At 52.4% G+C, this 26,288-nt stretch carries 25 protein-coding genes; 15 read left to right on the forward strand and 10 right to left on the reverse strand.

Annotated elements, in window-relative coordinates; all coding sequences use genetic code 11:
- Window positions 1–121: 121 nt before the first annotated feature.
- The 6 genes from CPY98_RS06120 to nlpA form a co-directional block, all read right to left on the reverse strand.
- Window positions 122–3,262 carry an efflux RND transporter permease subunit gene (locus CPY98_RS06120; protein ID WP_096386776.1) on the reverse strand — a complete coding sequence of 1,047 codons (3,141 nt, stop codon included), beginning with the start codon at window positions 3,260–3,262 and terminating at the stop codon, window positions 122–124.
- Window positions 3,259–4,773: an efflux RND transporter periplasmic adaptor subunit gene (locus CPY98_RS06125; protein ID WP_096386778.1), complete on the reverse strand. Its 1,515-nt coding sequence runs from the start codon at window positions 4,771–4,773 to the stop codon at window positions 3,259–3,261. The genes CPY98_RS06120 and CPY98_RS06125 overlap by 4 nt, the downstream gene beginning before the upstream one ends.
- Window positions 4,770–6,026, reverse strand: a complete 1,257-nt coding sequence (locus tag CPY98_RS06130; RefSeq protein ID WP_096386781.1) for a TolC family protein — start codon at window positions 6,024–6,026, stop codon at window positions 4,770–4,772. Before CPY98_RS06130 ends, CPY98_RS06125 begins: the two co-directional genes overlap by 4 nt.
- A 12-nt stretch (window positions 6,027–6,038) precedes the next feature.
- Window positions 6,039–6,413, reverse strand: coding sequence for a copper-binding protein (locus CPY98_RS06135; RefSeq protein ID WP_046360534.1), 375 nt, complete (start codon window positions 6,411–6,413; stop codon window positions 6,039–6,041).
- An 87-nt stretch (window positions 6,414–6,500) separates the two neighbouring features.
- Window positions 6,501–6,926, reverse strand: a complete 426-nt coding sequence (locus CPY98_RS06140) for a hypothetical protein (RefSeq protein ID WP_043491932.1) — start codon at window positions 6,924–6,926, stop codon at window positions 6,501–6,503.
- Window positions 6,927–7,952: 1,026 nt separating this feature from the next.
- Window positions 7,953–8,768: a lipoprotein NlpA gene (gene nlpA / locus CPY98_RS06145; protein WP_096386784.1), complete on the reverse strand. Its 816-nt coding sequence runs from the start codon at window positions 8,766–8,768 to the stop codon at window positions 7,953–7,955.
- A gap of 367 nt (window positions 8,769–9,135) precedes the next feature.
- On the opposite strand from nlpA, the gene mdcA reads away from it, so the two are divergent.
- From mdcA to mdcH, 8 genes are all read left to right on the forward strand, one after another.
- Window positions 9,136–10,797 (forward strand): malonate decarboxylase subunit alpha, encoded by a 1,662-nt coding sequence (gene mdcA, locus CPY98_RS06150; protein WP_040045743.1) that lies wholly within the window; start codon window positions 9,136–9,138, stop codon window positions 10,795–10,797.
- Complete coding sequence (locus CPY98_RS06155) at window positions 10,797–11,648, forward strand: triphosphoribosyl-dephospho-CoA synthase (protein WP_096386786.1); 852 nt, start codon at window positions 10,797–10,799, stop codon at window positions 11,646–11,648. Before mdcA ends, CPY98_RS06155 begins: the two co-directional genes overlap by 1 nt.
- A gap of 55 nt (window positions 11,649–11,703) precedes the next feature.
- Window positions 11,704–12,006 (forward strand): malonate decarboxylase acyl carrier protein, encoded by a 303-nt coding sequence (mdcC, locus tag CPY98_RS06160; protein ID WP_025800740.1) that lies wholly within the window; start codon window positions 11,704–11,706, stop codon window positions 12,004–12,006.
- Window positions 11,999–12,865, forward strand: coding sequence for a biotin-independent malonate decarboxylase subunit beta (locus CPY98_RS06165; RefSeq protein WP_043491941.1), 867 nt, complete (start codon window positions 11,999–12,001; stop codon window positions 12,863–12,865). Before mdcC ends, CPY98_RS06165 begins: the two co-directional genes overlap by 8 nt.
- Entirely contained in the window at window positions 12,862–13,677 is an 816-nt protein-coding gene (gene mdcE / locus CPY98_RS06170; RefSeq protein WP_025800742.1) for a biotin-independent malonate decarboxylase subunit gamma, read from the forward strand. Before CPY98_RS06165 ends, mdcE begins: the two co-directional genes overlap by 4 nt.
- Window positions 13,678–13,850: 173 nt before the next feature.
- Window positions 13,851–14,810: an AEC family transporter gene (locus tag CPY98_RS06175; RefSeq protein ID WP_025800743.1), complete on the forward strand. Its 960-nt coding sequence runs from the start codon at window positions 13,851–13,853 to the stop codon at window positions 14,808–14,810.
- Window positions 14,811–14,823: 13 nt separating this feature from the next.
- Entirely contained in the window at window positions 14,824–15,453 is a 630-nt protein-coding gene (locus tag CPY98_RS06180; RefSeq protein ID WP_061554100.1) for a malonate decarboxylase holo-ACP synthase, read from the forward strand.
- Entirely contained in the window at window positions 15,453–16,385 is a 933-nt protein-coding gene (gene mdcH, locus CPY98_RS06185; RefSeq protein WP_096386789.1) for a malonate decarboxylase subunit epsilon, read from the forward strand. Before CPY98_RS06180 ends, mdcH begins: the two co-directional genes overlap by 1 nt.
- On the opposite strand, the gene CPY98_RS06190 is transcribed toward mdcH, so the two are convergent.
- Window positions 16,382–17,305, reverse strand: a complete 924-nt coding sequence (locus CPY98_RS06190) for a LysR family transcriptional regulator (RefSeq protein WP_096388722.1) — start codon at window positions 17,303–17,305, stop codon at window positions 16,382–16,384. The two genes, mdcH and CPY98_RS06190, sit on opposite strands and share 4 nt — an antisense overlap.
- A gap of 244 nt (window positions 17,306–17,549) precedes the next feature.
- On the opposite strand from CPY98_RS06190, the gene CPY98_RS06195 reads away from it, so the two are divergent.
- Window positions 17,550–18,140: a Yip1 family protein gene (locus CPY98_RS06195; RefSeq protein WP_043491956.1), complete on the forward strand. Its 591-nt coding sequence runs from the start codon at window positions 17,550–17,552 to the stop codon at window positions 18,138–18,140.
- Between the two features lie 156 nt (window positions 18,141–18,296).
- Here CPY98_RS06195 and yajD read toward each other — a convergent pair whose 3' ends face one another.
- On the reverse strand, window positions 18,297–18,641 hold the full coding sequence (yajD, locus tag CPY98_RS06200; protein ID WP_096386792.1) for an HNH nuclease YajD: 345 nt from the start codon (window positions 18,639–18,641) through the stop codon (window positions 18,297–18,299).
- 373 nt (window positions 18,642–19,014) lie between these two features.
- Here yajD and CPY98_RS06205 point away from each other — a divergent pair, with 373 nt between their 5' ends.
- The 6 genes from CPY98_RS06205 to CPY98_RS06230 all read left to right on the forward strand — a co-directional run bounded on the left by CPY98_RS06205 (window position 19,015) and on the right by CPY98_RS06230 (window position 24,761).
- A complete protein-coding gene (locus CPY98_RS06205) occupies window positions 19,015–20,100 on the forward strand; it encodes a fatty acid desaturase (RefSeq protein ID WP_043491959.1) in 1,086 nt (361 codons plus the stop codon).
- Window positions 20,049–20,981 carry an ABC transporter substrate-binding protein gene (locus CPY98_RS06210; protein WP_096386795.1) on the forward strand — a complete coding sequence of 311 codons (933 nt, stop codon included), beginning with the start codon at window positions 20,049–20,051 and terminating at the stop codon, window positions 20,979–20,981. Before CPY98_RS06205 ends, CPY98_RS06210 begins: the two co-directional genes overlap by 52 nt.
- 159 nt (window positions 20,982–21,140) lie before the next feature.
- Window positions 21,141–22,253, forward strand: a complete 1,113-nt coding sequence (locus CPY98_RS06215) for an ABC transporter permease (protein ID WP_096388723.1) — start codon at window positions 21,141–21,143, stop codon at window positions 22,251–22,253.
- Window positions 22,250–23,185 carry an ABC transporter ATP-binding protein gene (locus CPY98_RS06220; protein WP_043491964.1) on the forward strand — a complete coding sequence of 312 codons (936 nt, stop codon included), beginning with the start codon at window positions 22,250–22,252 and terminating at the stop codon, window positions 23,183–23,185. The genes CPY98_RS06215 and CPY98_RS06220 overlap by 4 nt, the downstream gene beginning before the upstream one ends.
- Window positions 23,185–23,964 (forward strand): ABC transporter permease, encoded by a 780-nt coding sequence (locus CPY98_RS06225; protein WP_043491967.1) that lies wholly within the window; start codon window positions 23,185–23,187, stop codon window positions 23,962–23,964. The genes CPY98_RS06220 and CPY98_RS06225 overlap by 1 nt, the downstream gene beginning before the upstream one ends.
- A 5-nt stretch (window positions 23,965–23,969) precedes the next feature.
- On the forward strand, window positions 23,970–24,761 hold the full coding sequence (locus tag CPY98_RS06230) for a phosphate/phosphite/phosphonate ABC transporter substrate-binding protein (RefSeq protein ID WP_025800754.1): 792 nt from the start codon (window positions 23,970–23,972) through the stop codon (window positions 24,759–24,761).
- Between the two features lie 14 nt (window positions 24,762–24,775).
- On the opposite strand, the gene CPY98_RS06235 is transcribed toward CPY98_RS06230, so the two are convergent.
- Together CPY98_RS06235 and hemF are read right to left on the reverse strand one after the other, a co-directional pair.
- A complete protein-coding gene (locus tag CPY98_RS06235) occupies window positions 24,776–25,231 on the reverse strand; it encodes a YaiI/YqxD family protein (RefSeq protein WP_025800755.1) in 456 nt (151 codons plus the stop codon).
- Complete coding sequence (gene hemF, locus CPY98_RS06240; protein WP_043491970.1) at window positions 25,231–26,148, reverse strand: oxygen-dependent coproporphyrinogen oxidase; 918 nt, start codon at window positions 26,146–26,148, stop codon at window positions 25,231–25,233. The genes CPY98_RS06235 and hemF overlap by 1 nt, the downstream gene beginning before the upstream one ends.
- Window positions 26,149–26,288: the final 140 nt, after the last annotated feature.

Here is a 26,288-nt window from a genome sequence, read left to right on the forward strand (position 1 = left end):
AGAATTGGAATGAGACTTTTATAAAAAGCGCTTTAAAACAGTGAGAAACGGATAAATCTCAGAGGAATAGACAAAAAAAACACAGCCGAGACAGGCTGTGTTTTGACTTCAAACGTCGATTTTAATGTGGTTGCTTGGGAGCCGCTTTAACCGGATGAAGTAACAAATACACCGCAGGGATAACTAGCATCGATAGCAGCGGGGCGCTGACCATCCCGCCAATCATCGGCGCCGCAATGCGCTGCATGACTTCTGAACCGGTTCCGCCTCCCCACATAATCGGTAATAAGCCCGCCATAATGGTGGCAACCGTCATCACTTTGGGTCGAACGCGCAGCACCGCGCCTTCATGCAGCGCTGCTAGCATTTGTTTATGAGTGAGAGGTTGATCGCCATGCTGATGTTTGGCTACCGCATGGTTGAGGTACAGCAGCATAATGACGCCAAATTCTGCCGACACGCCCGCCAGCGCAATAAAGCCAACGGCTCCGGCGACCGAGAGGTTATAGCCCAATAAATAGAGCAGCCAAACGCCGCCGATCAAGGCAAAAGGAAGGGTGCCCATGATCAGCAAAGCATCGCGAATTTTGCCGAATGTGATATAGAGCAGCACGAAGATAATCATCAATGTTAACGGCAGAACCATCTGTAATTTGGCGCTGGCGCGTTCCATATACTCAAACTGTCCTGACCAACTTAAAGAAACGCCTTCGGGCAGTTTTACCTGTTCTGCCACGGTCTTCTGCATATCTTCCACCGCTGATTTCAGATCGCGCCCGCGCAGGTCAACGTATACCCAATCTGACAAGCGCGCATTCTCGCTTTTTAACATCGGCGGGCCTTCGCTGATCCGAACTTCGGCTAAATCTCCCAGCGCAACCTGAGCGCCGCTCGCCGTGACTACCGGCAAAGCACGTAGTTTTTCAACGGAATCGCGCACTTCACGTGGGTAACGGATATTGATAGGAAAACGCTCGCGGCCTTCAATGGTTTCACCAATATTTTCACCGCCGACAACGCTGGAAACCAGAGACTGAAGCTCTTTGACCGTGACGCCATAGCGAGCGGCTGCGGTGCGGTTAATATCAATATCGATATAGCGCCCACCGGTCATGCGCTCGGCCAGAGCCGACGTGACTCCGGGCACTTTTTGCACTACGCGTTCGATCTGCTCAGCCACTTCGCCGATCTGCTGCAAATTGTTGCCGTTTACCTTGATCCCTACCGGACTTTTGATGCCCGTAGACAGCATATCTAAACGGTTACGGATCGGCGGCACCCAAATATTGGCGATGCCGGGAACCTGTACGCGAGCATCCAGTTCGGCAATCAGTTTGTCCATCGTCATACCCGCGCGCCATTGGTCACGTGGTTTGAAGCGAATGGTCGTTTCCAGCATCGTGAGCGGGGCGGGATCGGTCGCGGTATCCGCTCGGCCTGCTTTGCCAAATACGGTCTCAACTTCAGGCACGGTTTTGATCAGGCGGTCGGTGAGCTGTAACAGTCGGCTGGCTTCGCGCGCTGAAATACCGGGCAATGCGGAAGGCATATACAACAAATCACCTTCGTCCAGCGACGGCATAAACTCGCTGCCTAAGCGGCTTAAAGGATAAGCCGTTGCCAGCAACAGCGCGGCGGCAATCACCAACGTGGTTTTCGGGCGGGCCAACACCCAGTCTAATAACGGGTGATAGGCTTTAATCAGCCAGCGGTTTATCGGATTAGCATTTTCATCCGGTATCTTGCCACGAATAAAATAGCCCATCAGCACCGGAACTAGCGTAATCCCTAAACCGGCTGAGACCGCCATGGCATAGGTTTTCGTGAACGCCAGCGGGGAGAACATTTTCCCTTCCTGCGCCTCAAGTGCAAACACAGGAATAAAGGACAGCGTAATAATTAATAAGCTACAAAATAGCGCTGGGCCCACTTCGACCGCGGCTTTCTCTGCGATCTTCCAATATTCTGCGCTGCTTGGCGTGCGGTTTTCATGATCGTGTCGCCACTGTTCCAGCACCTTATGCATGTTTTCGATCATCACGATCGCCGCATCCACCATCGCCCCAATGGCGATCGCGATCCCGCCGAGTGACATAATATTGGCGTTGACCCCCTGATAATGCATGATGACAAATGCACCGAGTATTCCTAACGGCAGGCTGATAATTGCCACCAACGCCGAACGAAAATGGAACAGGAACAGGGCACAGATAACGGCGACCACCACGAACTCTTCCAGCAGCTTATGTGAAAGGGTTTCGATAGCGCGTTCAATGAGCTGAGAACGATCGTAAGTGGTGACGATCTTCACGCCCGGTGGCAAACTTTTTTGCAGCTGGTTCAGTTTGTCTTTTACCGCGTTAATGGTGTCTAAGGCGTTTTTCCCCGAACGCATCACGATGATACCGCCAGCCACTTCGCCTTCACCATTAAGCTCGGCCACGCCGCGACGCATCTCAGGTCCTAAACGCAGCGTTGCTACATCTGAGAGCATGACGGGAACGCCGTTACGCGTGGCGATAACCACGTTGCGGAAATCATCCAAGGATTGCAGATAGCCCGAGGTGCGAACCATATACTCCGCTTCGCCAAGCTCTAAAACTGAGCCTCCGCCTTCCTGATTTGCCGCCTTAATAGCCGCCGTTATTTGCTCATGCGTCACGTTAAGCGCACGCATTTTTTCAGGCTGCAAAACGACCTGATATTGACGCACCATACCGCCCACGCTGGCGACTTCTGATACGTTTGGCACCGTTTTTAATTCATATTTCAGCGTCCAATCCTGTAACGCGCGAAGATCGGCCAAACTGTATTTTCCGGTGGTATCTGTGAGCGCATATTCATATACCCAGCCGACGCCGGTGGCATCGGGGCCAAGAGAGGCTTTAGCCTCAGGCGGTAGCGTTGACTGCACTTGGCTGAGATATTCGAGAACGCGTGAACGCGCCCAGTAAGGGTCTGTGCCATCGTCAAAAAGTACATACACATAGGAATCACCAAACATCGAAAAACCGCGCACGGTTTTCGCACCGGGCACCGAAAGCATGGTGGTGGTGAGTGGATAGGTGACTAGGTTTTCGACCACCTGTGGAGCTTTTCCCGGATAGCTGACACGAATAATGACCTGCGTATCAGAGAGATCGGGCAGCGCATCCAACGGGGCTTTTTGTACGGCCCACAGCCCCCAGACAGCTAAACCGATAGCCGCCAGCAGTACCAATAGACGGTTTTTGAGCGACCAGCGAATAACGGCGGCAATCATGGGCGGCCTCCCGACATATCCATTTTCATGTCTGCGGGCATGATGTGGCGGATGACAATTCCGCTGTCATCCATCGTAAAGCTAAAGCTGACATGCGACCCAGTCTGGACGCCTTCAGGGAGCTTGCCGCCTGGCAGGGTGAAATCCATGGTCATCGGACCCCATTTCAAGGCCGGAATCGCTTCGTGGCTGATCGTTAAACTCTCGCCCGTTATCGCCTTAATCACGCCGGTGGTGGAGTATTGAGTCTCCTCCGGCTCTTGCTTAGCTTGAACTTCAGTAGACGTTTTTGCCTCGCTAAACTGCGGCAGCGCGTTACGCAGGCTGGCTTCAGAATCCAGCATAAATTGACCGGACGTTACGACCGGCTGGCCTTCTTTAAGACCCTCTAAGATCTCCACCCAATCGCCTTGGCTCTCGCCGGTACGTACCGCTATCGGGGTGAAATGCCCGTTGCCATCGCTGAGCAGTACATGGCTGTTTTCACCGGTGGTAATTAACGCGGATTGCGGGATCGCCAAGGCGCTGCGTTCGTGACTGCTGGCGCTTGCGACGTTGAGGTACATCCCCGGTTTTAATTGTTGCTGCGGGTTGCTGAGTTCAATGCGGGCTTTCAGGTTACGGGTGGTGGCATCGAGTTCGGGCAAAAGCTCGCTCACGCGGCCATCAAAACTGACGCTAGGCCATGCGCTGCTGGTGGCGGTGACGCGATCGCCCAAGCGGATCCTTTCGGCCTGTGACTGCGGATAGTCAATAACCACCCAAACCGGATCGAGGCTCGCCAATTCAAATAGCGGCTGAGCGGTGGCTACCTGCTGTCCTTCACGCACTTCCAGCTTAGATACGTAGCCACTGCGCGGTGCGGTGATGGTCATTCGCGGCTGCACTTTGCCGCTACGTTCTACGGCTCGGATAACGCTTTCGGGCATGAACTGTAGCGCTAGGCGCTGACGAGCTGCCTGCGTTAGCGCCGAATCGCCCACGGCGCGGATAGCCAGATACTCCTGCTGAGCGCTGCTCCAGCTAGGGTTCCAGATAACAGCCAGCGTTTCACCGGCTTTAACGCTTTGCTGTAGCGCTCTCACTTTCAATTGCTCAATGACGCCCGCGCTGGGCGCAGAGAGCGTGCTCAGCGTGCGTTCGTTAACGGCGACGGTGCCATAGGCTTTCAGGTTGCTGCTAAACGTATGATGTTCGGCGGGCGCCGTTTTAATGCCGAGATTCTGCTGCTGGCGAGCGCTAATGCTGACGCCGGTATCTGATTCCTGCCCAGATTCACTGGCATAGCGTGGCACAAGCTCCATATCCATAAACGGAGATTTCCCTGGCTTATCAAATCGCTGGCCGGGAACCATCGGATCGTACCAATACAGCACTTTGCGTCCCGCCTCGGCGGTCTGTTTGGTGGGGGCGTCATTCGTCTTTTGGGATTGTGAACCTAATTTGTATCCGCCCCAGCCCGCAGCGAGCAAGGCAATGACAATGGCGCTAAGGGTAAATTTGTTATTCATTGGGCAAACTCCTGCGGGATGAGATAGCGGATCGAGGCCCAGATTTTGGCCATTTCACGTTCAGCCGTGACGGATGCCAACTCGCTTTCTAATAGGGCACGGCGACCACTCATCACCTCGGCTAAGGAGCTGCTGCCTGCACGATACTGTGCTTCTAGCAGACGGATTTTCTGTTGCTGTAGCGGCACGATTTCCTGCTGCTGGCGCTGCCAGCGGCTTTGGGCGGCCTGATACTGAGCGATTAACGTATCTAACTGTGCGCGGTGATCGCGCTGGAGTAACGTAAGCTGGTCGTTCGCTTCCATGCTGCGGGAAACTTCAGCCGCGTAGTCTTTATCCTGACGTTTGGATTTAAACAGCGGGAGATCGACGGTAAACATCACGCCTGCCATATCTTCGTAGTCATCCCCGCGCTTGGCGTAATAGACCTCAACGCCCACGTCGGGTACTGCGGCCAGTGCGGTTTGCTCTGAACGGGCATGCGCAACGTCTGATTCACGTTTAGCCTGTAGAACTTCAGGATGTTCATCAATGGCCTGAATCAAAACATCTCGCTCGGCGGGTAAACGCTGATACCGCGGCAGTGAGCCTGCGGTTCGCACATCGTTTTCGCCGGTCAACTGCATTAGACGCGCCTGAGCAACCTGAACATCACGGCTGGCATCGGTCACGAGATTCTGCATGGCGGCGAGCGTGAGTCTGGCATCAATCGCGCTGCTCGGCGCGCTGCCGTTGGCGACGCTGGCATTTTGCAATGGAACCTGACGGTGACCTTCACTCACCAATTTTTTTGCCTGTTCTTCGCTGCGCTGTGCCAAGGCCAGATCGAGCCACGCTTGCGCGGTATCTCGCTGGAGCTGAGCGCGGATCGCTAGCGAATTGGCCGCGGTTTTTGCCGCTTCAGCGCGTAAGGTATCGGCCTTACGTTCGCGTTTTTCGCTGCTGACGTAGTCCTGCATGATCCCTATACGCTGCATGGTCATCCCTTCGCGCGTAAGACGACGACCGTTATCCCCACCGACGGGGACGTTTTCGATGCCAAATTTTAATTTTGGATCGGGAAGTTGCGTGGCAGAGTCAGCCATGTTTTCCAGTGCATTAACCTGATGTTGGTTGGCCGAGAGCGCCGCAGAATATTTCTGCGCGGCGTTCAGGGCTTCATCCAAGCTCAGGCTTGCCGCCTGAGCTGCGGCAGGCAGGAAAAACATCGCCGCCAGCCACGCCGCAATGCGGCGCTGCTTTCGGTTTTGCATGATGTTTCTCCGTTACTGAGCTGGGGTAATTTCAGTTAATTGATAACCGGATTCAGTTTGAATAAAGCTGAAATTTACTTTGCTACCTACGGCCAGTGGCTTGATGGCTGGCGCAGAGGGCAATGCAAAGGTCATGGTCATGGCTGGCCAATGCAGTTCAGGGATCGGGGCGTGCGTTAATGAAACGCCGCTTTCTTGGCTCCAGCTTTTTACCACACCGGTCGCGTGGTAAGACGCCGCGTTTGATTCATGATGCGGCATGTCACTCATGTTATGCATGGTGCTCATGTCGTGGCCGGTGTTGGCCATAACTGGTGCAGCAAGAGTAAAAACAGAAAGAAAGGCAGTGGTTGCGAGTAGAGCGCGGATGTTTTTAGCGTAAGACATAAGATTAACTCCTGTAAAAATAACGAAAACCCGCTGCGTATAGGCGACGCCACGCAGCAAAACGACATTGAGGTTTTACGTCAGGAGTTATTCTCTAAAGCGGCAAAAACGTATTTCGGCTGGAGGGCCGATAGAAGGGGGCTGGCGCCATTCGGTATCGCAAGGCAGTTCTACTGCGGCCACATCAATGGCGGCGAGTTCAGAACTGACAGGGATCGCGTGGAGCGTGAGCTGGGTTTCACCGTTGTCTTGTTTCATGCTGTCAGGAGAACAGTGTTTTTCACACATGGTTTCCGACACTTGCATGTGATGCGCCACAACGTCGGGTGCGCCTTGCATATGCGTGATGTGCTGCACCATCGGCGCAGGGCCATCAACGTTCATATTGCATTGATGTCCAGCGATGGCGAGCTGAGCGTTCAGCAGCGTCCAACAAGCCACTAATACAATCGCCCACACGTTTTTCACGCGTAGATTATGCATTTGTTGCTGAAGCTTGCTGCTCATAAACATAGAAATTGACAGTCACCCTAATGAAACGGCTTTCAGTGTAGCGTTTAGCATTGCGTGCTAACAAGGAATGATGGGTAAAGAACTGTCAGGAGGAGATATTTCGGATAATCAGGGAGTTGATTTAACTTTTTGGTTACTGGGGGGATACAAGTTGGTAGCACTTTTTAATTTTGTACAGTGTTAGTTTTCTAGAGTCAGTCTCCTATGTTGTATTTGTGTAAGGTTTCGACCGCCAGTCAGCAGCGGTTTTCACATGCTAACCGAGCGACGGCGTCCGATGAGAGCCCCGTTGCGCGGGGGCTCTCAACTCGCGCGCTTTATCCGAGATGCCATCTCCGCGCCGGGTCGGCATGCGCCATCCATGGCGCCTCCTCCCCTAACGCTAACATCCTGTTAGCGTTGCTCTTTCTCCCAATACTTATACTTAAAACTGATAAGATTTTGTTTTTTGGGTTTGACCTTTTCCGGCACGTTGTTCTTCAGCCGAGTTGAGGAATGAAGGCTAGGATTCGCCGACAGGGATGTCGGCGAAAGAACGGAGGAGCCAGGATGGCGATTGCCGTTCGTTCCGTTAAAGCCGGAATGACGAAATGAGGGAACCTGCGAAGCAGGCTGAAAAACGGTGCCAAGCCGGGTTGTTAGGGGGCGGCGATTGGCCCCCTAACACGGACGCCGGCACGATGTAGAAATAAGGGTTTTAGGCGTACGTAACTTTCCCCGAACGTAGCATTATCAAGGGCGGACGAAACCTTACACAAAAGCATCATAAGCAAAGGAGGTTTAAGCCTTACACCAAGCCCCCACAAACGGATACGTCTGAACCCTTATGGGTTATCCCCTAAAAAATCAGCTTAAACACGCCCGTAATCGTCAACAGCCCCACAATAAAGATAATCGCAATAACCCATAAGAGAATTTTCATTTGCTGCTCCTTATCCATTTTTAGTCGCTGAAAAAAACGCCCTAAGTGGGCGTTAGTCATATTGAGTATAGATCAAGAAAAGCAAATGCTTAGGATATTGCGATCTACCACCCTTGTACGGCACCGCCGTTGAATATCTTCTGAGCTGCGGCGGCAACTTCTGGTGATTCATAAGATTTCACGAAGTCTCGGACATTCTCGGCGTCTTTATTATCTTCGCGGGTGACGATGATATTGACGTAAGGCGACTCTTTATCTTCAATAAATACGCTGTCTTTGACCGGCGATAACCCGGTTTGCTGCAGATAAGTGGTGCTGATAATTGCCACGGTGACTTTCGGATCTTTTAACACGTGTGGAAGCTGCGCGCCTTCAAGCTCCATAATATTTAAATCAAGCGGGTTAGAGGTAATATCAATCGAGGTTGGCAACAGGCCTTTATCCTGTTTTACCGTAATCAGCTTCTCTTTTTGCAGCAGCAATAATGCGCGACCCAAGTTGGTGGGATCGTTTGGAATTGCGATGGTGTCTCCCTTTTTCAGCTCAGAGACAGCTTTGATTTTGTCTGAATAGCCTGCCATCGGAAAAACAAAGGTGTTGCCGACGGCGACTAATTTATAGCCGTGCGCTTGATTTTGTTCGGCTAAGTAAGGGCGATGCTGGAAAACGTTAGCATCGAGTTCGCCTTTATCGGTGGCATCGTTAGGCAGCAGCGAACCACTAAATCCAACCAGTTCCACGTCAAGGCCATATTTTTCTTTTGCTACTTTTTGAGCCACCTCAGCCACATCCTGTTCAGCCCCGTTAATCACGCCCACTTTTATATGATGGGCCTGATCGCTTTTTTGATCACAACCAGAGAGCAATGCAGCAGTGCTAAATAGCGCAACGAATAGCGTTGCGTTAAACGCAGATTTCATGAGTACCGTCCTTATGTTTTTCAATGGGGTGAGAAAGGTGCAACGCCAATATTAATTGCTTTTCTCAACCTTCCGCTTAATAGCTTTTGCCGACGTTAGCGCTTCTGTCGAAAGGTTATTTTGACGTCATATTCAGCATCGCTTTTTCACCTGCGTTTGTATGCTGATTATTTTTCATCATGCTGCCTGTTCTGCCCACTTAGCAAAGTAAATACCTGTTTTATAAGCCACCTCAATCATTACTCTCTGGCTAACGATTACGTGAATTGATTAATTGATAGACGACTTTAGGAATTTTATGCTGGCCTCACTGCAAAAATTCTTACTCGCATGATGCGCTAATGAATTAAACCGGGGAGGTTTAGGTATGTCGCTTCATCAAACACCCACTCGCGTCTGGGATACCCGCCGTCAGGAAAAAAGACGTCGCGTTGAAAGCGTGCAGGGGCTCATCAACGGAAAAGTGATTCCAACCGATGATTTAACCGCAATTCTCGAAAAACTGATTGTCTCTGGCGACCGCGTTGTTATGGAAGGTAACAACCAAAAGCAGGCTGATTTCTTATCGCGCAGCTTGGCTGAGGTTGATCCGGCTAAAGTCCACGATTTGCATATGATCATGCCAAGCGTGGGTCGTGCAGAACATCTGGATATCTTTGAAAAAGGGATTGCTCGCAAGCTGGACTTTGCCTTCTCCGGCACCCAGAGCCTGCGCATCTCACAGCTGCTTGAAGATGGGCAGTTAGAAATTGGTGCCATCCATACCTACATCGAACTGTATTCACGCCTTTATGTGGATCTGGTGCCAAACGTGGCGCTGGTCGCTGGTTTCAAAGCAGACCGCCACGGCAATCTTTATACCGGACCCAGCACCGAAGATACGCCCGCGTTGGTTGAAGCTGCGGCGTTCAAAAATGGCTTAGTCATTGCACAGGTTAATGAGCTGGTCGATGACGAAACCGACCTGCCACGTGTTGATATTCCGGGTTCTTGGATTGACTTCGTTGTAGTTGCCGACAAGCCATTCTTTATCGAACCTCTGTTTACCCGCGATCCTCGTTTGATTAAACCCGTGCACGTCTTAATGGGCATGATGGCCATTAAAGGTATTTATGCCAAGCATCAGGTGCAGTCCCTCAACCACGGGATTGGGTTTAATACCGCCGCCATTGAATTGCTGCTGCCAACCTACGGTGAGCAACTGGGGCTGAAGGGCAAAATTTGTAAACACTGGACACTGAATCCGCATCCAACGCTGATCCCTGCTATCGAAAGCGGCTGGGTTGAAACCGTTCACTGCTTCGGCGGCGAACTGGGGATGGAAGATTACATCGCGGCGCGTCCGGATATTTTCTTCACCGGTAATGACGGCTCTATGCGTTCAAACCGTGCTTTCTGCCAGATGGCAGGGCAGTACGCGGTGGATATGTTTATCGGCTCCACGCTGCAAATTGACGGCATGGCGCACTCTTCAACGGTTACCCGTGGTCGCCTGTCTGGTTTCGGCGGTGCGCCAAATATGGGACACGATCCGCACGGTCGCCGTCACGCGACACCAGCCTGGCTCGATATGATCGAAGAGCCGGATCCGTTAGCACGCGGCCGCAAGCTGGTGGTTCAGATGGTTGAAACCTTCCAAGCCGGTGCGAAACCGACCTTCGTTGAAAAACTGGATGCGATTGACGTGGCCAAAGAATCGGGCATGCCGCTGGCTCCGGTCATGATTTACGGCGATGACGTAACTCACGTACTAACCGAAGAGGGGATTGCCTATCTCTACCGTGCCCGCTCGTTAGAAGAGCGTCGTGCGATGGTGGCGGCAGTGGCGGGGATCACCGATATCGGTTTGGGCGTTGATGCTAAGCGCGTTGCCGACCTGCGTCGTGAAGGCAAAGTCGTCTTCCCTGAAGATATGGGGATCCGCCGTACCGACGCAACGCGCTCGTTGCTGGCTGCGGGTAGCGTATCCGATCTGGTTGAGTGGTCTGACGGTTTATACAACCCACCCGCTAAATTCCGGAGCTGGTAATGAAAATCCAACCCTATTCACGCCATTCCGACGCCGATGACGCGGCCAGTTTACTCGCTAAACAGGCAACGCAAGCGCTGCTGGACGAGGCTCGTCTGTCTCCAAAACCTGGCTTGGTTGATAGCCGCGGTTCTGGCGCACATCAGGATTTAACGCTGGATCTGATGGAGCGCTCGGCACACAGCTTAACGCCCGCGTTTCAGCAGCTCGCCATCGCAAGTTGGCAGCGTCCGGTAGACAGCGCGCTGCGTCAGGAGATTGGAAGAATAGGGCGGGACGGTGAGCGCAGCATGATGCTGGCGACGCAGGGCGTGAATACCCACCGTGGTGCTATTTGGGCGCTGGGATTATTGGTGAGCGCCGTCGCCATGCAGGCAGCGAAGGGGGACGTGTACTCAACGCTCAGTCTGGCCGCGCAGGTTGCACGTTTGCCCGACCATGCAAGCCCAAAAGTATTCAGTAAGGGGCTTCGAGCGACTCAACGTTACCAGGTTCCCGGTGCACGTGAAGAGGCACAGCAAGGCTTTCCACATGTGATAACGCTGGCTTTACCTCAGCTGTGGTGCAGCCGTCAGCAAGGGGCAACGGAACAAGAAGCTCAGATTGATGCGCTGATGGCCATTATGACCTCGCTTAGCGATACCTGTGTGCTTTCTCGTGGTGGTTTATCTGCCCTGAAAGCGATGCAACAGGGGGCCGCCGAAGTACTTGCCAACGGCGGATATCAAACGCCAGCGGGTCGTGTAGCGTTAGCGCATTTGGAAGCCCGTATGCTGGCTGACCACGTTTCTCCCGGTGGAGCCGCAGATTTACTGGCCGCCGCGCTGTTTCTAGACAGAACCTGCCGCTAATAGGTGGGGCGTCAAGATGCGCGTCGGCGGTTAGACAACGAATAAAGAGGACGTTATGGAACGTATTGAACTGAGCTATCCGGCAAGCGAAACGCTGCCGAACAAAGCATTAAGCGGCGTCGTCGGTTCCGGCGATATGGAAGTGCTGTTTGCGCCTGAACAGAGCGCAGGCACGCTGTCCGTGGTGATTAAAACATCGGTAGACGGCAGCGGTCTGCGTTGGCAACACCTGTTTGAGCGCTTAGCTAGCCTGCGTACTTTGCCTGCGGGGCGTTTAGAGATTAATGATTTCGGTGCAACGCCGGGTGTGGCTCGCCTACGTATCGAACAAGTCTTTGAGGAGGCAACTCATGCGTAACGATCTCAGTTTTATCGAACTCAGTGCTCGCGAACGTGCGCGTCGTTTACTGGATGCCGGTACTTTCCGTGAATTATTAGGCCCCTTCGAGCACATCACATCGCCGTGGTTAGAACCTCAGGGTATTGTGACGCAGGCCGACGATGGCATGGTAGTAGCTAAAGGCACCATCGAAGGGAAACCCGCGGTCGTGGTTGCGGTTGAAGGCGCTTTCCAAGGCGGCAGCATGGGCGAAGTGTCCGGCGCCAAAATGGCCTCAGCGTTAGAGCTGGCCGCAGAGGATAACCGCAACGGTATTCCAACGCAGGCTGTTTTGCTGTTAGAGACCGGCGGCGTGCGTTTGCAAGAGGCTAATCTCGGTTTGGCAGCCATTGCGGATATTCATGCGGCGATTGTCGATCTGCGTCGTTATACGCCGGTAGTGGGTATTGTTGCTGGTACCGTTGGCTGCTTCGGCGGTATGTCGATTGCGGCCGCGCTGTGCAGCTATTTGATCGTAACCCGTGAAGCGCGCTTAGGCCTTAACGGCCCGCAGGTGATTGAGCAAGAAGCGGGGATTGAAGAGTATGACTCGCGCGACCGTCCATTCATCTGGAGCATGACCGGTGGTGACGTTCGTTATCGCAATGGTTTTGTTGATGTCGAAGTCCCTGATGGTTTAAACGCGGTAAAACAGGCGATGAATCAGTGCATTGCCCGTGGCGTTCCGGAACAACATCGTTCAGATAAATTCGCCCAGTATCTGACCGCGCTGCAAGGGTTCGATACTCGCCAGCAGGCAACGGCTGAACTGGCCGCCGAACTTTTCTCTCAGAATCATCTCTCTGCTAAAGACCGTTCACAGGAGGATCGCGCATGAGCACCTCAACAGCACACACCGCCAGCCGTGGCCGCTACTGGTTTTCCTTACTGACTCAGGGCGCCACTCAGCGTCAGGGGCAATGCGAATCGGTGAAAGCCGCCGATGGTGAAATTGATGGCCAGGCCGCACGTTTTATCGCGGTGGTTCCAGACGCAAACAATCATTACCCGCGTGCGGTTAACGGCGAAGTCGGTCTGCTCGAAGGCTGGACGTTGGCACAGTTGGTGAGTGAAGTCGTTGAAGCTGACCAAGACAAGCCGCAGAAGCGCGCCATCGTGGCCGTGATTGATGTGCCAAGTCAGGCCTATGGCCGCCGCGAAGAGGCGTTTGGTATTCATCAGGCCTTAGCCGGTGCCGCAGGCGCTTACGCTAAAGCGCGTTTGGCGGGTCATCCGGTGATTGGCTTAATCGTCGGTAAAGCGATGTCCGGCGCTTTCTTAGCGCACGGCTATCAGGCTAACCGTCTGATTGCGTTCAATGACGCGGGCGTAATGATTCATGCGATGGGGAAAGAGTCTGCGGCGCGCATCACGCTGCGTTCCGTGGAATCGCTGGAGAAATTAGCCGCGACTATTCCGCCGATGGCCTATGACATTAAAAACTACAGCACGCTGGGCCTATTAGACCAGCTGCTGGACATCAACGATCCGCTTAATGCCAGCGCAGACGATCTGGCTCGCGTGAACAGCGTACTGAGTGAGGCCATTGCCGATGCTCGCCAACAGGGCGTTGATCTCAGCAACCGCTTAGGCGCCCACAATCGCCAAAGCTCTTCTCTGGTTCGCAGCCGTATGCGCGCCGAGTGGTAACGCGTTAAACACTCTAAGACCGACCGTTAGTTTTAATTATAACGCTGGGAACGATGCAAATGTATCGCACCCAGCGAGTCTTCACCTGCCCGCTAACGACTGTTTTATAAAAAGAAAATAACGTTTTAACTGAATTTTTCTGTAACGCTTTTTGTTTTTATACAAGGTGATTTATGACATACGTAATTATTCACGCCCTCGCCCCCATCTTCGTCATCATGCTGCTCGGCTTTTATGCCGGTAAAGCCAAGATGGTCGATAACAAAAATGTTTCTTTACTCAATATCTTCGTGATGGACTTTGCTTTGCCTGCGGCGCTGTTTAGCGCCACGGTGCAAACGCCGTGGAGCGGCATTGTTCAGCAGTCTCCGCTGATTGTCGTTCTGGTATTAGGCATGTGGATTACCTATGCCGCCATTTATTTTATCTGCACCAAAGTCTTTAAGAAAACCCCACAGGACGCAGCGGTTCTGACGCTAACCGTAGCGTTACCTAACTACGCCGCACTGGGCTTACCAATTTTAGGCAGCGTGCTGGGCGAAAGTTCTGCTACGTCGCTGTCGGTTGCGGTGGCTATCGCCTGTGGTTCTGTGCTGATGACGCCGTTCTGTCTGCTGATCCTCGAACGTGAAAAAGCACGTGAATCGGGTGCGATTCAGGGTTCAACGCTCACCATGCTGCCGGTTCTGATGTGGCGTTCAGTGAAAAAACCTATCGTGTGGGGGCCGTTGCTGGGGGTTGTGCTGTCAGCGATTGGTATTCATATGCCTGAAATGGTGCTGGCTTCAATTAAACCGTTGGGCCTGTCTGCCACGGCTTCGGCGCTGTTCCTGACCGGTGTGATCCTGTCTGCGCGTAAACTGCAAATCAACACCTGCGTGGTGCTGTCTAGCGTCACCAAGCTGCTGATTCAGCCCTTCATTGCGTGGGGAATCGTGTTGGCGATGGGCTTGCATGGCGATGTTGCCGTCACGGCCATTCTGATGATCGCGCTTTCTGCGGGCTTCTTCGGTATCGTATTCGGCAACCGTTTCGGTGTGCAGTCTCCTGATGCCGAAGCCACGCTGCTGATAAGCTCCGTGCTGTGTATCATCACACTGCCGCTGTTTATTACGCTGACCGCAGGAATTTAAATAAGGAATCCGTATGTTACGCCCGCATGACTTGATCTGGATTAACAACGCACAGTCACTGACCACGCAAGACACCATGCCGGAGTGGGTGACGCAGCAGTGGCGCACATCATTGCCATTGGTAGTGCGACGCGATGTTCAAGACGGCGGGCGTATTCCAGTCGGGATCCGTGGTATGAAGCGCAGCCAGCGTGCGGCGGGTTGGGTCGATGAGCAAAGCGTGGTGCGATGCGTCACGCCGGAGTCGTTAATCGCCGATCCTATCGCGTTACTGCAATCTTCTTTTGTATCCCTGCCTCCGGTTCAGGTGCTGATTATGTTGATGCAGACGCCGTGGCCGTGGGTATGGGGCGTGACAGGAAGCTGCGGTTACGCCTTAGCGACGGATATTCCGGTGATGCATACCGATAGCGATCTCGATTTAGTGGTGCGCTGTCCGCAAAAAATAACTGCGGAAGAATTGGCGCACTTTGCCGAACGCATTGCTCAGGTTCAGCTCCCGTGCCGAACCGACGTTCAAGTTGAAACCCCACTCGGGGCTTTTGCTCTGACAGAATGGCTACGCGATAAGCGCGTCATGCTGAAAACGTCAACCGGACCGGTGTTAACCCGCGATCCGTGGTTGCCGTCAGAGGAGGCATAATGAAGGTCTTATTTACTTTTCCCGGTCAAGGGCCACAGCGCCCTGCGATGCTGCATGACTTACCTGATAATGCTCTTTCACGCTCGCTCATTGAACAGGCTAATACCGCGTTAAACGAAGACGTGTTGGCGCTAGACAGCGCCTCTGCGCTGCAAAGAACGCGCGCAGTTCAGCTATGTTTACTGATCGCGGGCGTTGCCTATGCCAGAGAGCTTCAGACGGCAGGCGTTCAAGCTGATTTCGTTAGCGGCCTGTCTATTGGTGCTTTTCCCGCGGCGGTGATTGCGGGGGCGTTGGACTTTTCGGACGCCGTGCGTTTAGTCGCCCTACGCGGTGAGCTGATGGAGAAGGCCTATCCTACTGGTTTTGGCCTTTCTGCCATTGTTGGTCTGAATTTGAATCAGCTAGAACCGCTGATTGCTGAAGTGAACTCGGCGGATTTTCCGGTTTATTTAGCCAACATCAACGCGGAAGAACAGTTTGTGATTGCCGGTAGCGAAGCCGCTATGCAGCAGGTGATGACGCTGGCGCAGGCCAAAGGCGCGCATAAAACGCAGCGTCTGGCGGTTAGCGTTCCTTCGCACTGCGCGCTGTTGCTGGAGCCCGCACACCAGCTGGCGCAGGCGATGCAAAACGTGGTACTGCAACGACCGAACATAGCCTATCTCAGCGGCAGCACGGGGCGTGTGTTATGGCAACCCGAACGCATTGCCGACGATTTAGCATTCAATATGTCGCGCACCGTGCGTTGGCATGAAGCTATGGTTGCGGCCTATGAACGAGAAGTGCGTTTGGCGATTGAAATGCCGCCGGGAGCGGTACTCACAGGACTAACCCGAAAAGTGATGGAGCAGGGGGAAGCGCTTTCGCGCTGCCAGCTTGGTTTGAAATCGGTCACTGATATTGTGGCTCGCTATCAGAAACTAGCTTAATTGAGTGAAGGATGGGCGCGTGCGTACATGCGTCCTTCTGCGGTGAGTGCGAGTAGGTTAGGATCTTGTTCTCGGCTACGAGAAAATACCAACGCAATGGTCTGGCGCATTTGATATTCACTGCACAGCGGCAGCAGCTTCACGCTGCTTTCATACACGTTTTTCATTCGACCTGGGATTAGCGTATAGCCCACGCCAGCCTGAACCAGACTGAGCATCGAGAAAATATCGTTGACTCGGGTCACGATGTCCGGCTCGAAACCGGCTATTTGAAATGCCTCGCTAAAACCGTGATAGGTGGCAAATCCTTCCGCTAAGGCAACGAACTTCTCGCCTCGATAATCACGCAGATCCGCCAAACCGGGTTTCACTAGCGCTGATGAAGCCGGTGCCGCAAGAAAAATATCGTCTTGAAACAGCGGTACGGTTTCGAATAATTGTTCGTTCACTTGGCTGTCGGAAATAGAAATCAGAATGGCGTCGAGCTGCTGGTTTTCTAGCTGCTGTAATAAATCCTGATTCGAGCCCATGGTAAGGCTGATTTCCACTTCAGGGCGGCGCAGCTTAACGCCCATGATGAGCTTAGGTATGGTTTCCAGCGTTAGCGAATACATGGTGCCAATTTTCATCCGCTGCTGACCAAACCCAGCGGCAATCCGCGTTTCTTCAATGCCTTTCTGAGCAAGCTCCACCAGATCGCGAGCATATTCCGCCAGCGTATGTGCGGCTGGAAGCGGTAATAAATACCGCCCTTTATGCACAAATAGCGGGCAGCGAAAACCTTCTTCTAGCGTGTGCAACGCTCTATGCACGCTCACACTGCTTAACCCCAGAGATTCTGCCGCGCGGGTAATATTTTCTTTTTCCATGAAGGCTAAAAAGATTTCTAATTTTCGCAGAGTTATTTCGCTGTCGATCATGATGCCGCCGCATAAAATCATACCAATATTAGGGAATACTTTAGCAAAATAAGGAATTTATGTTTGGCAAAAAGACAGCTTCGAAAAATTAAAACAAATTCAGTCCAAACCCAATGAGGGCGCGGCTTATAGAGATAAAAAAATTCCTATTTTTTTCTGTACTTTTGTGGGGGCGTTCTATACTGAAAGTGAGGGGAAAATGTGAGTAAGCGTTATTCCCTCGATAGACGTCAGGGGGTGTGTCATGAGTAACCATGTTTGGGGACTGTTATCGCATCCGGCACAGGAGTTCCGGCAAATACGGCAGGAAAATGAGTCGGTATCGCATATCTATACTCACCATGTGCTGCTGATGGCTGCTATTCCTGTCATCTGCTCTTTTATCGGTACCACCCAGTTTGGCTGGGATTTCGGCGGAGACCGCGTTTTTAAAGTTATGCCGATGACGGCGTTAGCTATTGCAGTTGTGTTTTACGGCTTAATGCTCGCCGCGGTAGGTTTTGTTGGTATGGTCATTCGCTGGATGGCTCGGGAATATGAAAACTGCCCGAGTTTAAATCAATGTATTGTGTTTGCGGGCTACGTCGGTACGCCCATGTTTATTAGCAGTATCGTATCAATATATCCGATGGTATGGCTGTGCATGCTCGCTGTTATTGTTGGTGTATGTTATAGCGGGTATTTGTTGTATCGCGGTATTCCGAATTTCCTCGGTATCACTGAAGGTCAGGGGTTTATATTTTCAGGCTCCACCTTTGCAATAGGCGTTTTGGTACTCGAGCTGTTATTAGGGATAACCGTTATCATGTGGGGCTATGGTTCACATATTTTCTAGCCCTGCGGTGTTCAACGCGGTAGAAGTGAAAATCGTTTTGTTAATGTCCACCTAGCAGGCGCTGAAGTTTATCTTCAGCGCCTTTTCTTTTTCCTTTTCATATTTCAAGCCACAGAACGGCAATTTGAATTATTAAGGAAAATAGAGAGCGGTCGCTTATTTCTTATTCAGCATCGCTTTAAGATCGGCAAACGGATTATAGGTGGCTTCACCTACGTCTTTTTGCGCATCTTCACCCGCAATTATGGTTGAACCGTATTGGTCGGCTTCGGTGTATTTTGAGTGTTCATGATCGTGACAATATAAACACAGAAGCTCCCAGTTGCTGCCGTCTTCTGGGTTATTGGTGTGATCGTGATCGATATGATGCACGGTTAATTCACGCAGATTGGAGTACACAAATTCGCGCGAACAGCGACCGCACACCCAAGGATAGATTTTAAGCGCTTTTTCACGGTAGCCAGTTTCTAAACGGGCATAGTTTTTAGGGATAACTGCCATCAGGGACAAACCTTAACAAGACTGAGGGATATTTCCCTATAGTAGGCGAAGTCGCGGCTCAGGCCAATATTTAGCAGGAATTATGAGCGAACGTAGATAATAATTCCGGCCAGAATCACTCCGCCAACGCCGCCCAGTGTTAACAGTGCCATTCCGGCGATGATTGCTTTTTTCAGCATGATTATTCTCCTAAATACAATTGCGCTGATTATACCCCGCAGTAGGCTTTGCCTCTAACCATTTTGTAACATTCAAGTCACTTTTCTCATGAAACACATATTCATTATCGTAATAAAAACAAATTTTTTAGTATTTAGTGGAATTTAAGCTTTCAGGAATACTGAGCCACATCGGATGAGGGAGTGGCTTATTGATGACATCAGCAACCAGCAAAACGCGAACTTCGCACTATCTGCATGCCGAGCAGAAAAGCCGTATTCGTTTATGGCAACGTCAATGGCTGTGGCGCAGCGAGCTTCCAACGTGGTGTGTGCTGCTCGCCGTGTATGGCGGATGGGCGCTGGTGGTTTACCACTGGCAGACGCTTGGCAAAGCCGTTGGAACACCGTTGCTGATATTCATCGCTTGCTGGTATATGTCATTACAGCATGAGCTTATCCACGGGCATCCAACACGCTGGCCGCACGTGAACCAATTACTTGGCCTGCTGCCGCTGGCGGTTTGGTATCCCTATGGAATTTACCGAGACGCCCATTTAGCCCATCACAACGATGACTCTTTAACTCATCCGCTGGACGATCCTGAGTCCTACTATTTTTCCGAGTCACGCTGGCAGCATTCATCGGCGCTATGGCGCGGCGTCATTGCGTTTCGAAATACCTTTTTTGGTCGGATTTTGTTGGGTCCTGCGCTGGGCATTGGCGCACTGCTCAAAGATGAGCTACGAGAAATAATTCGCGGTAATGGCAAAAAAATTACCATGTGGTTGATTCATCTTTCATTGCTGGCGTTAGTGCTCTGGATCGCCCAACTCGCGGGGATGTCAGCGTGGTGGTACCTGCTGGCGGTGAGCTATCCGGCCTTAGGACTTGCCATGGTTCGCTCGTTTTACGAGCACCGCGCGGTGGACGAACCCTCAGCTCGTTCTATTATTAATGAAGCAGCATGGCCTTGGCGGCTGCTTTTTCTCAATTTGAACTATCACATTGTTCATCATGATTTGCCGGGATTGCCTTGGTATGGGTTACGTAAAGCCTATCTGGCAGACCGCATCGAGTATCAGCAGCGTAATCACGGGTTTGTGGTGCAGGGCTATTCGCAGTGGTGGCGAAATTATGCGTGGCGCGCTATTGAGGTGACTCAACATCCCTTAATGGGGCGAGAAGAAAAGGGCTTAATCGAGCTTTCTGATGCAAACAAACACAATAACAATGATGAGGAACCGTTATGGCAGGAAATATATTTATGGGACGTAAGATTCTGGCATCTTTGGCGTTAATGGGCGCGACGATGTGCACCGCACAGGCGGCCGATGCAGTAACGGTGGGCTCTAAAATTGATACCGAAGGTTCACTGTTGGGCAATCTCATTGTGCAAACTTTGGACGCAAACGGCATCAAAACGGTAAACAAAACCCAGCTTGGCACCACCAAAGTTTTACGGGGTGCGATCGCCGCGGGCGAAATTGATATTTACCCAGAATATACCGGCAATGGGGCTTTCTTCTTTGCCGACGAAAAAGATCCAGCATGGAAAAATGCTCAGAAAGGCTATGAAAAAGTGAAGCAGCTCGATTTGGCGAAGAACCAAATTGTCTGGTTGACGCCAGCACCGGCCAACAATACGTGGAGTATCGCGGTGCGCAACGACGTGGCGCAGCAAAACCATCTGGAATCGTTAGAAGATTTAGGTAAGTGGCTGAAGCAGGGCGGTAAATTTAAGCTGGCCGCGTCGGCTGAGTTTATCGAACGCCCTGATGCATTACCGGCGTTTGAAACGGCCTATGGTTTCAAACTGGATCAAGATCAGCTGTTGTCTCTGGCCGGTGGCGATACCGCAGTGACGATTAAAGCGGCCGCGGAGCAAACTTCAGGCGTTAACGGCGCGATGGCGTACGGCACCGATGGCCCCGTTGCCGCATTAGGTTTGAAAACGCTTAGCGATCCTAAAGGCGTGCAGCCAATCTACGCGCCAACGCCAATCGTGCGCGAGGCTACGCTGAAAGCACATCCCGAAATCGCGGCCGTGCTGAAACCGGTCTTTGAATCTCTTGATGGCCCAACGCTGCAAAAACTGAACGCTAAAATTGCCGTTGATGGGCAAGATGCGAAGAAAGTCGCAGCAAAATACCTGAAAGATAAGGGATTTGTTAAGTCTTAAGTTAATACCCCCTCCCAACCTCCCCCTTGACAGGGGGAGGAGCAGATCGTGTATCGCGCTGTTGCGGCCTCCGTTGATAAGAGGAGGATTTGGGTGGGGAAAACTATAGGGAATTCCGTTTTGGTAAAAAACAGAGTCGTTCTCACACTCTGGCTGCTGATGATGTTGGCGCTCTGGCAAATGCCGCTGCTGACTCAGGCGGCAAACCGCTTGGTGTCTGGTACTGGTATGCCGCTAAGGGACATTATTCATGGCTTTGCATGGATTCTGATCCTACCGTTTCCTGTCTTGCTCATCCTTTGCTTCTGCCCACAAAACAGCCTTGCGCTATGGCTGATTTATCTCGTCAGCGGCGCATTGTTTGCAGGTTTGCTGCTCTTGATTGCATGGCAAGCACACCTGTTAGCCGGTGATGAAGATAGCTTGGTGCGCGTTTCTTTAGGCGGCGGATTTTGGTTTATCGGTGCGTTAAGTTTGCTGAGCGGCGCCGACGCCGTTAGCCGTTTAACTCAAAGCAGCGGGATACGTATTTTGGCAGCGCTGCTGATTTTGGCTCCGATACCGATCTTATTACTCAGCGGTGCGCTGGATACGCTTTCGCTGATGAAAGAATACGCCAACCGTGACGATGTGTTTAATCAGGCGCTTGGGCAACATCTCACGTTGCTGTTTAGTACGCTCGCGGCGGCAGTGCTCATCGGTGTGCCGCTTGGCATTGTTGCTGCGCGCTGTGAAAAACTGCGTAAGCCGATGTTTTCGGTGCTCAATATTATTCAGACCATCCCCTCAATTGCGCTATTTGGCTTGTTGATTGCGCCGCTTGCGGGATTAGCTCAGGCATGGCCATGGTTGGGAACGCTGGGTATTAGCGGAATTGGCGTTGCACCGGCGCTGATCGCCTTGGTGCTGTATGCGCTGTTGCCGCTGGTACGTAGCGTGGTTGCGGGAATTGAACAGGTTCCGCAGCCGGTGATTGAAGCGGCGCGCGGCGTGGGTATGACGCAAAGCCAAATCCTACGTAAGGTTGAATTACCTTTGGCCCTGCCCGTTGTGCTCAGCGGTGTGCGAATTGTGGCGGTTCAAACCGTGGGGATGGCGGTTATCGCCGCGCTGATCGGCGCGGGAGGATTTGGTGCCATTGTCTTCCAAGGCTTACTCAGCAGCGCGTTGGATCTGGTGTTGCTGGGGGTTATTCCGGTGGTTGTGATGGCGGTGACCGTAGATACCTTATTTAAATTTTTAGTTTCTCGAATTGAAGCGACGCGACAATGATTCATTTCAAGCATGTTAATAAATACTTTGCCGGACGTCCGGCGGTAGAAGACCTCTCTTTGCATATTGCCGAGGGTGAATTTACCGTGCTGATCGGCACCTCTGGCTCGGGGAAATCGACCACGCTGAAAATGATCAATCGCTTAATCGATCATGACAGCGGTGAGCTAACCTTCGCCGGACAGGATATCAGTCATTTTAAGCCTGAGGCTTTGCGGCGGCGTATGGGATATGCCATTCAATCTATTGGATTATTTCCACATTGGACGGTTGAGCAAAATATTGCCACCGTGCCACAGCTGTTGAAGTGGCCCGCAGCCCGTATTCGCCAGCGCGTGACGGAGCTGATGAAAATGCTCAGTTTGGATGTGGCCGAGTTTCGCCATCGTTATCCGCATCAGCTTTCAGGGGGGCAGCAGCAGCGCGTGGGGGTGGCGAGAGCTTTGGCTGCCGATCCTGAAGTTTTACTGATGGATGAGCCTTTTGGCGCGCTCGATCCCGTTACTCGCACCACCTTGCAGCAGGAAATCGCCCGCATTCATACCTTGCTCGGCCGCACCATTGTTTTGGTGACTCACGATATTGATGAAGCGCTGAGTCTTGCCGACCGTATCGTGCTGATGGATGCCGGAAAAGTGGTTCAGCAGGGAACGCCGCAGGCGTTGCTGAATCAACCGATAAATGATTTTGTGCGCCAATTCTTTGGGCACAGCGACGTTGGGATCAAGCTGTTGGGATTAGACGTGGTGGCTTCCCGCGTGCGTCGCGGCGAACTTCTTCACGGTGAACCGATTCGCTGCGATCTTAATTTACGTGATGCGATGTCGGTCTTTATTTACCGTCAGGTTGACCGTTTACCCGTCATCGATGAAGCAGGGCAGCCGGTTGGCGTGCTCTATTTCGCCGACTTGGTGAAGAAAGCGGAGGCATGATGCAGGGGAAATATCATGCGATAACTCGACGCTGGTACTTCGATCCATTGCTGTGGGGGATCGTGCTGCTTATTGGGCTGAATAGCGGAATGGCGCACATGGGGCGTTTATTTAGCGCTTTATTTCCTGAGCTTTCACGGCCGGTGTATCAGCAAGACAGTTTTTGGTCGCTCACGCTGGCGCATGTTTCGCTAGTGGCGATTTCCAGTCTGATTGCCGTGGTGATTGGCGTGAGTGCAGGGCTATTGGTCACCCATCGCGGCGGACGCGAGTTTCGCTCAATGGTGGAAACTATCACGGCGGTGGGGCAAACATTTCCACCTGTGGCGGTGCTAGCGGTGGCGGTACCGCTGATGGGCTTCAGCCCTGAGCCCGCGGTGATTGCCTTGGTGCTGTATGGTTTGTTGCCGATTTTGCAGGGAACCATTAGCGGGATTGAATCGGTGCCTGCCGCGGTGCGAGAGACTGCCCGAGGGGCCGGAATGAATCCTTGGCAGATCCTGTGGCGAGCGGAAATTCCGTTAGCCGCGCCGGTGATTTTGGCCGGAGTGCGCACCTCCGTCATTATCAATATCGGCACCGCAGCTATTGCCTCAACGGTTGGGGTAAAAACGCTAGGTTCGCCTATTATTATTGGGCTAAGTGGTTTTAACACCGCTTACGTCATTCAGGGCGCATTGCTGGTGGCGCTATTGGCGATGATTACCGACGCGGCGTTTGAGCGCTGGGTAAATTATTTAACACGTTGGCGACAGGTGCCACCGTCGACAGAGGGATGATAAACATGCGGGTTTCGTTGCCGATGTATGGCATCAATCGCGATGATGTAGAGCTGCTCTGGCAGGGACTTTCTCGCTGGCTGGCGCAGGAGGGTGAAGAGGATTTGCCGCCTCATTTGTGCTGGCCGGATGATCTCTATGCACATTGGCAGCAGCCTGATTTATTGCTCAGCCAAACCTGCGGCTATCCGCTTCAGGAAACATTAAGTGCAAAAGTCGACGTCGTGGGGGTGTTTCGCTATCGCGCGCCGGGATGTGAGGGTAATGATTATCGTAGTTTTTTAGTGGCGAGAAAACAGGACGCCGGTGCCGATATTGGTTCGTTTTTAGGCCGCAAAGCGGCGTATAACAGCGAGGATTCCCAGTCCGGATACAATGCGTTGCGCTCGGTGATTGCGCCATTGGCGCACCATGGGCGCTTTTTTGCCAGCACGTTGCAGACCGGATCGCATCGTGCCTCGCTGTTGGCGATTAAACAGGGCGAAGCCGATATTGCCGCTATTGACTGCGTGACGCTGGCGCTGCTGCAAAAAGCGGAGCCGCAATGCCTGAGTGGTTTGAAAATTATCGGGGAAACGCCACCGGCGCCCGGTTTACCGTTGATTACCGCAGCGGGAAATGAAGCCCGTCTGCTGCGTTTGCGCCGTGCGCTGAAAAAAATGGTGGAAGATCCGTCAATGGCAGCGGTGCGATCGCGTTTATTGATTAGCGGTTTTAGCCCGATATCCGTGGATGAATATCAGCGTTGTAGCGATATGAAACTACGGGCAGCCGCGCTAGGCGTGACGCGGCTGTAAAGTTTTCGAGGCGCTTAGCGTTTTTGCAGCCAGCGATCGAGCTGGTTGGCAAATTCTTGTCTATCGCGCTGATGCAGCGTCGCTGGGCCGCCGGTTTGTACACCGCTGGCGCGCATGGTATCCATAAAATCACGCATGTTCAGGCGTTCTTTAATGTTGGCTTCGGTATAAAGCTCACCGCGAGGGTTTAGCGCTACGCCGCCTTTTTCCAGCACTTCGGCTGCCAACGGAATATCTGCGGTGATGACTAAATCACCGGGATTGACGCGACGCACAATTTCGTTATCCGCAACGTCAAAACCTGCTTCGACGCGCAGGCTACGAATAAAGCGCGACGGTGGAGTGCGGATGGTTTGGTTAGCGACCAAGGTGACAAATATCCCGACGCGATCGGCGGCGCGAAACAGTACCTCTTTGATCACGTTTGGGCAGGCATCGGCATCGACCCAAATTTGTTTTGCTTCTGACATTACTCTTCCTTTAGCCAGTCTTGAACCGGCAAAAAATCACGCTCAAGCGCGGCCTCGGGTGAATTGGGCTCAGGGTGGAAATCATATTCCCAGCGAACCAGCGGCGGCATCGACATTAAAATAGACTCGGTTCTTCCCCCAGTTTGCAGGCCAAACAGCGTACCGCGATCCCATACCAAATTGAATTCAACGTAGCGGCCACGACGATACAGCTGGAATTGACGTTCGCGTTCACCGAAGGGGGTGTCTTTGCGCTTGGCCACAATAGGCAGATAGGCGGCATTAAAACCGTTTCCCACGGCCTGCATGAAGTCAAAGCAGCGATCGAAATCAGGGGTATTTAAATCGTCAAAAAACAGGCCACCCACGCCGCGTGATTCCTGACGATGTTTGATAAAGAAATACTCATCGCACCACTTTTTATAGCGCGGATAAACTTCTTCGCCAAACGGCTGACACAGATCGCGCGCGGTGCGATGCCAATGCAGGACGTCTTCTTTGAAAGGATAAAACGGGGTGAGATCGAAACCGCCGCCAAACCACCACACGGGCTCTTCACCCTCTTTTTCAGCGATAAAAAAACGCACGTTGGCATGGCTGGTGGGGACATAAGGATTAAGTGGATGGATCACTAACGATACGCCCATCGCTTCGAAACTGCGTCCGGCTAATTCAGGACGGTGCGCGGTGGCCGAGGCGGGGAGTTGCCCACCGGTAACGTGGGAGAAATTGACGCCAGCCTGCTCAAACACGGCACCCTGAGTCAGCACGCGGCTGCGTCCGCCGCCACCGGCCTCGCGCTGCCAGTTATCCTCACGAAACATTGATTGCCCATCGGCGGCAGCAATTTGCTGACAAAGAGAATCCTGCAGGCTCAGCAAAAAAGCTTTTACCTGCGCAGAAGAAGGCTTGCTCATGACGTTTTCCGCTACATTGCTCAATGAAATAAAATGCATCTAATGATGCAAATAAGTGCGCCAGTATAGCGGAAAACGGGGCTTTTCTCTTTAGATCAACGTTAAAGAAATTATTAGACTGCTGAAGCCTAAAGAAGCAG

The sequence above is a fragment of the Hafnia sp. CBA7124 genome, from assembly GCF_002355555.1.
Classification (GTDB): Bacteria; Pseudomonadota; Gammaproteobacteria; order Enterobacterales; family Enterobacteriaceae; genus Hafnia; species Hafnia alvei.

What these genes read in the sequence shown, in the direction of transcription:
- CPY98_RS06120 (WP_096386776.1), bottom strand. Translation starts at nt 3,262, where the DNA reads ATGATTGCCGCCGTTATTCGCTGGTCGCTCAAAAACCGTCTATTGGTA.
- CPY98_RS06125 (WP_096386778.1), bottom strand. Translation starts at nt 4,773, where the DNA reads ATGAATAACAAATTTACCCTTAGCGCCATTGTCATTGCCTTGCTCGCT.
- CPY98_RS06130 (WP_096386781.1), bottom strand. Translation starts at nt 6,026, where the DNA reads ATGCAAAACCGAAAGCAGCGCCGCATTGCGGCGTGGCTGGCGGCGATG.
- CPY98_RS06135 (WP_046360534.1), bottom strand. Translation starts at nt 6,413, where the DNA reads ATGTCTTACGCTAAAAACATCCGCGCTCTACTCGCAACCACTGCCTTT.
- CPY98_RS06140 (WP_043491932.1), bottom strand. Translation starts at nt 6,926, where the DNA reads ATGTTTATGAGCAGCAAGCTTCAGCAACAAATGCATAATCTACGCGTG.
- nlpA (WP_096386784.1), bottom strand. Translation starts at nt 8,768, where the DNA reads ATGAAATCTGCGTTTAACGCAACGCTATTCGTTGCGCTATTTAGCACT.
- mdcA (WP_040045743.1), top strand. Translation starts at nt 9,136, where the DNA reads ATGTCGCTTCATCAAACACCCACTCGCGTCTGGGATACCCGCCGTCAG.
- CPY98_RS06155 (WP_096386786.1), top strand. Translation starts at nt 10,797, where the DNA reads ATGAAAATCCAACCCTATTCACGCCATTCCGACGCCGATGACGCGGCC.
- mdcC (WP_025800740.1), top strand. Translation starts at nt 11,704, where the DNA reads ATGGAACGTATTGAACTGAGCTATCCGGCAAGCGAAACGCTGCCGAAC.
- CPY98_RS06165 (WP_043491941.1), top strand. Translation starts at nt 11,999, where the DNA reads ATGCGTAACGATCTCAGTTTTATCGAACTCAGTGCTCGCGAACGTGCG.
- mdcE (WP_025800742.1), top strand. Translation starts at nt 12,862, where the DNA reads ATGAGCACCTCAACAGCACACACCGCCAGCCGTGGCCGCTACTGGTTT.
- CPY98_RS06175 (WP_025800743.1), top strand. Translation starts at nt 13,851, where the DNA reads ATGACATACGTAATTATTCACGCCCTCGCCCCCATCTTCGTCATCATG.
- CPY98_RS06180 (WP_061554100.1), top strand. Translation starts at nt 14,824, where the DNA reads ATGTTACGCCCGCATGACTTGATCTGGATTAACAACGCACAGTCACTG.
- mdcH (WP_096386789.1), top strand. Translation starts at nt 15,453, where the DNA reads ATGAAGGTCTTATTTACTTTTCCCGGTCAAGGGCCACAGCGCCCTGCG.
- CPY98_RS06190 (WP_096388722.1), bottom strand. Translation starts at nt 17,305, where the DNA reads ATGATCGACAGCGAAATAACTCTGCGAAAATTAGAAATCTTTTTAGCC.
- CPY98_RS06195 (WP_043491956.1), top strand. Translation starts at nt 17,550, where the DNA reads ATGAGTAACCATGTTTGGGGACTGTTATCGCATCCGGCACAGGAGTTC.
- yajD (WP_096386792.1), bottom strand. Translation starts at nt 18,641, where the DNA reads ATGGCAGTTATCCCTAAAAACTATGCCCGTTTAGAAACTGGCTACCGT.
- CPY98_RS06205 (WP_043491959.1), top strand. Translation starts at nt 19,015, where the DNA reads ATGACATCAGCAACCAGCAAAACGCGAACTTCGCACTATCTGCATGCC.
- CPY98_RS06210 (WP_096386795.1), top strand. Translation starts at nt 20,049, where the DNA reads ATGGCAGGAAATATATTTATGGGACGTAAGATTCTGGCATCTTTGGCG.
- CPY98_RS06215 (WP_096388723.1), top strand. Translation starts at nt 21,141, where the DNA reads ATGATGTTGGCGCTCTGGCAAATGCCGCTGCTGACTCAGGCGGCAAAC.
- CPY98_RS06220 (WP_043491964.1), top strand. Translation starts at nt 22,250, where the DNA reads ATGATTCATTTCAAGCATGTTAATAAATACTTTGCCGGACGTCCGGCG.
- CPY98_RS06225 (WP_043491967.1), top strand. Translation starts at nt 23,185, where the DNA reads ATGCAGGGGAAATATCATGCGATAACTCGACGCTGGTACTTCGATCCA.
- CPY98_RS06230 (WP_025800754.1), top strand. Translation starts at nt 23,970, where the DNA reads ATGCGGGTTTCGTTGCCGATGTATGGCATCAATCGCGATGATGTAGAG.
- CPY98_RS06235 (WP_025800755.1), bottom strand. Translation starts at nt 25,231, where the DNA reads ATGTCAGAAGCAAAACAAATTTGGGTCGATGCCGATGCCTGCCCAAAC.
- hemF (WP_043491970.1), bottom strand. Translation starts at nt 26,148, where the DNA reads ATGAGCAAGCCTTCTTCTGCGCAGGTAAAAGCTTTTTTGCTGAGCCTG.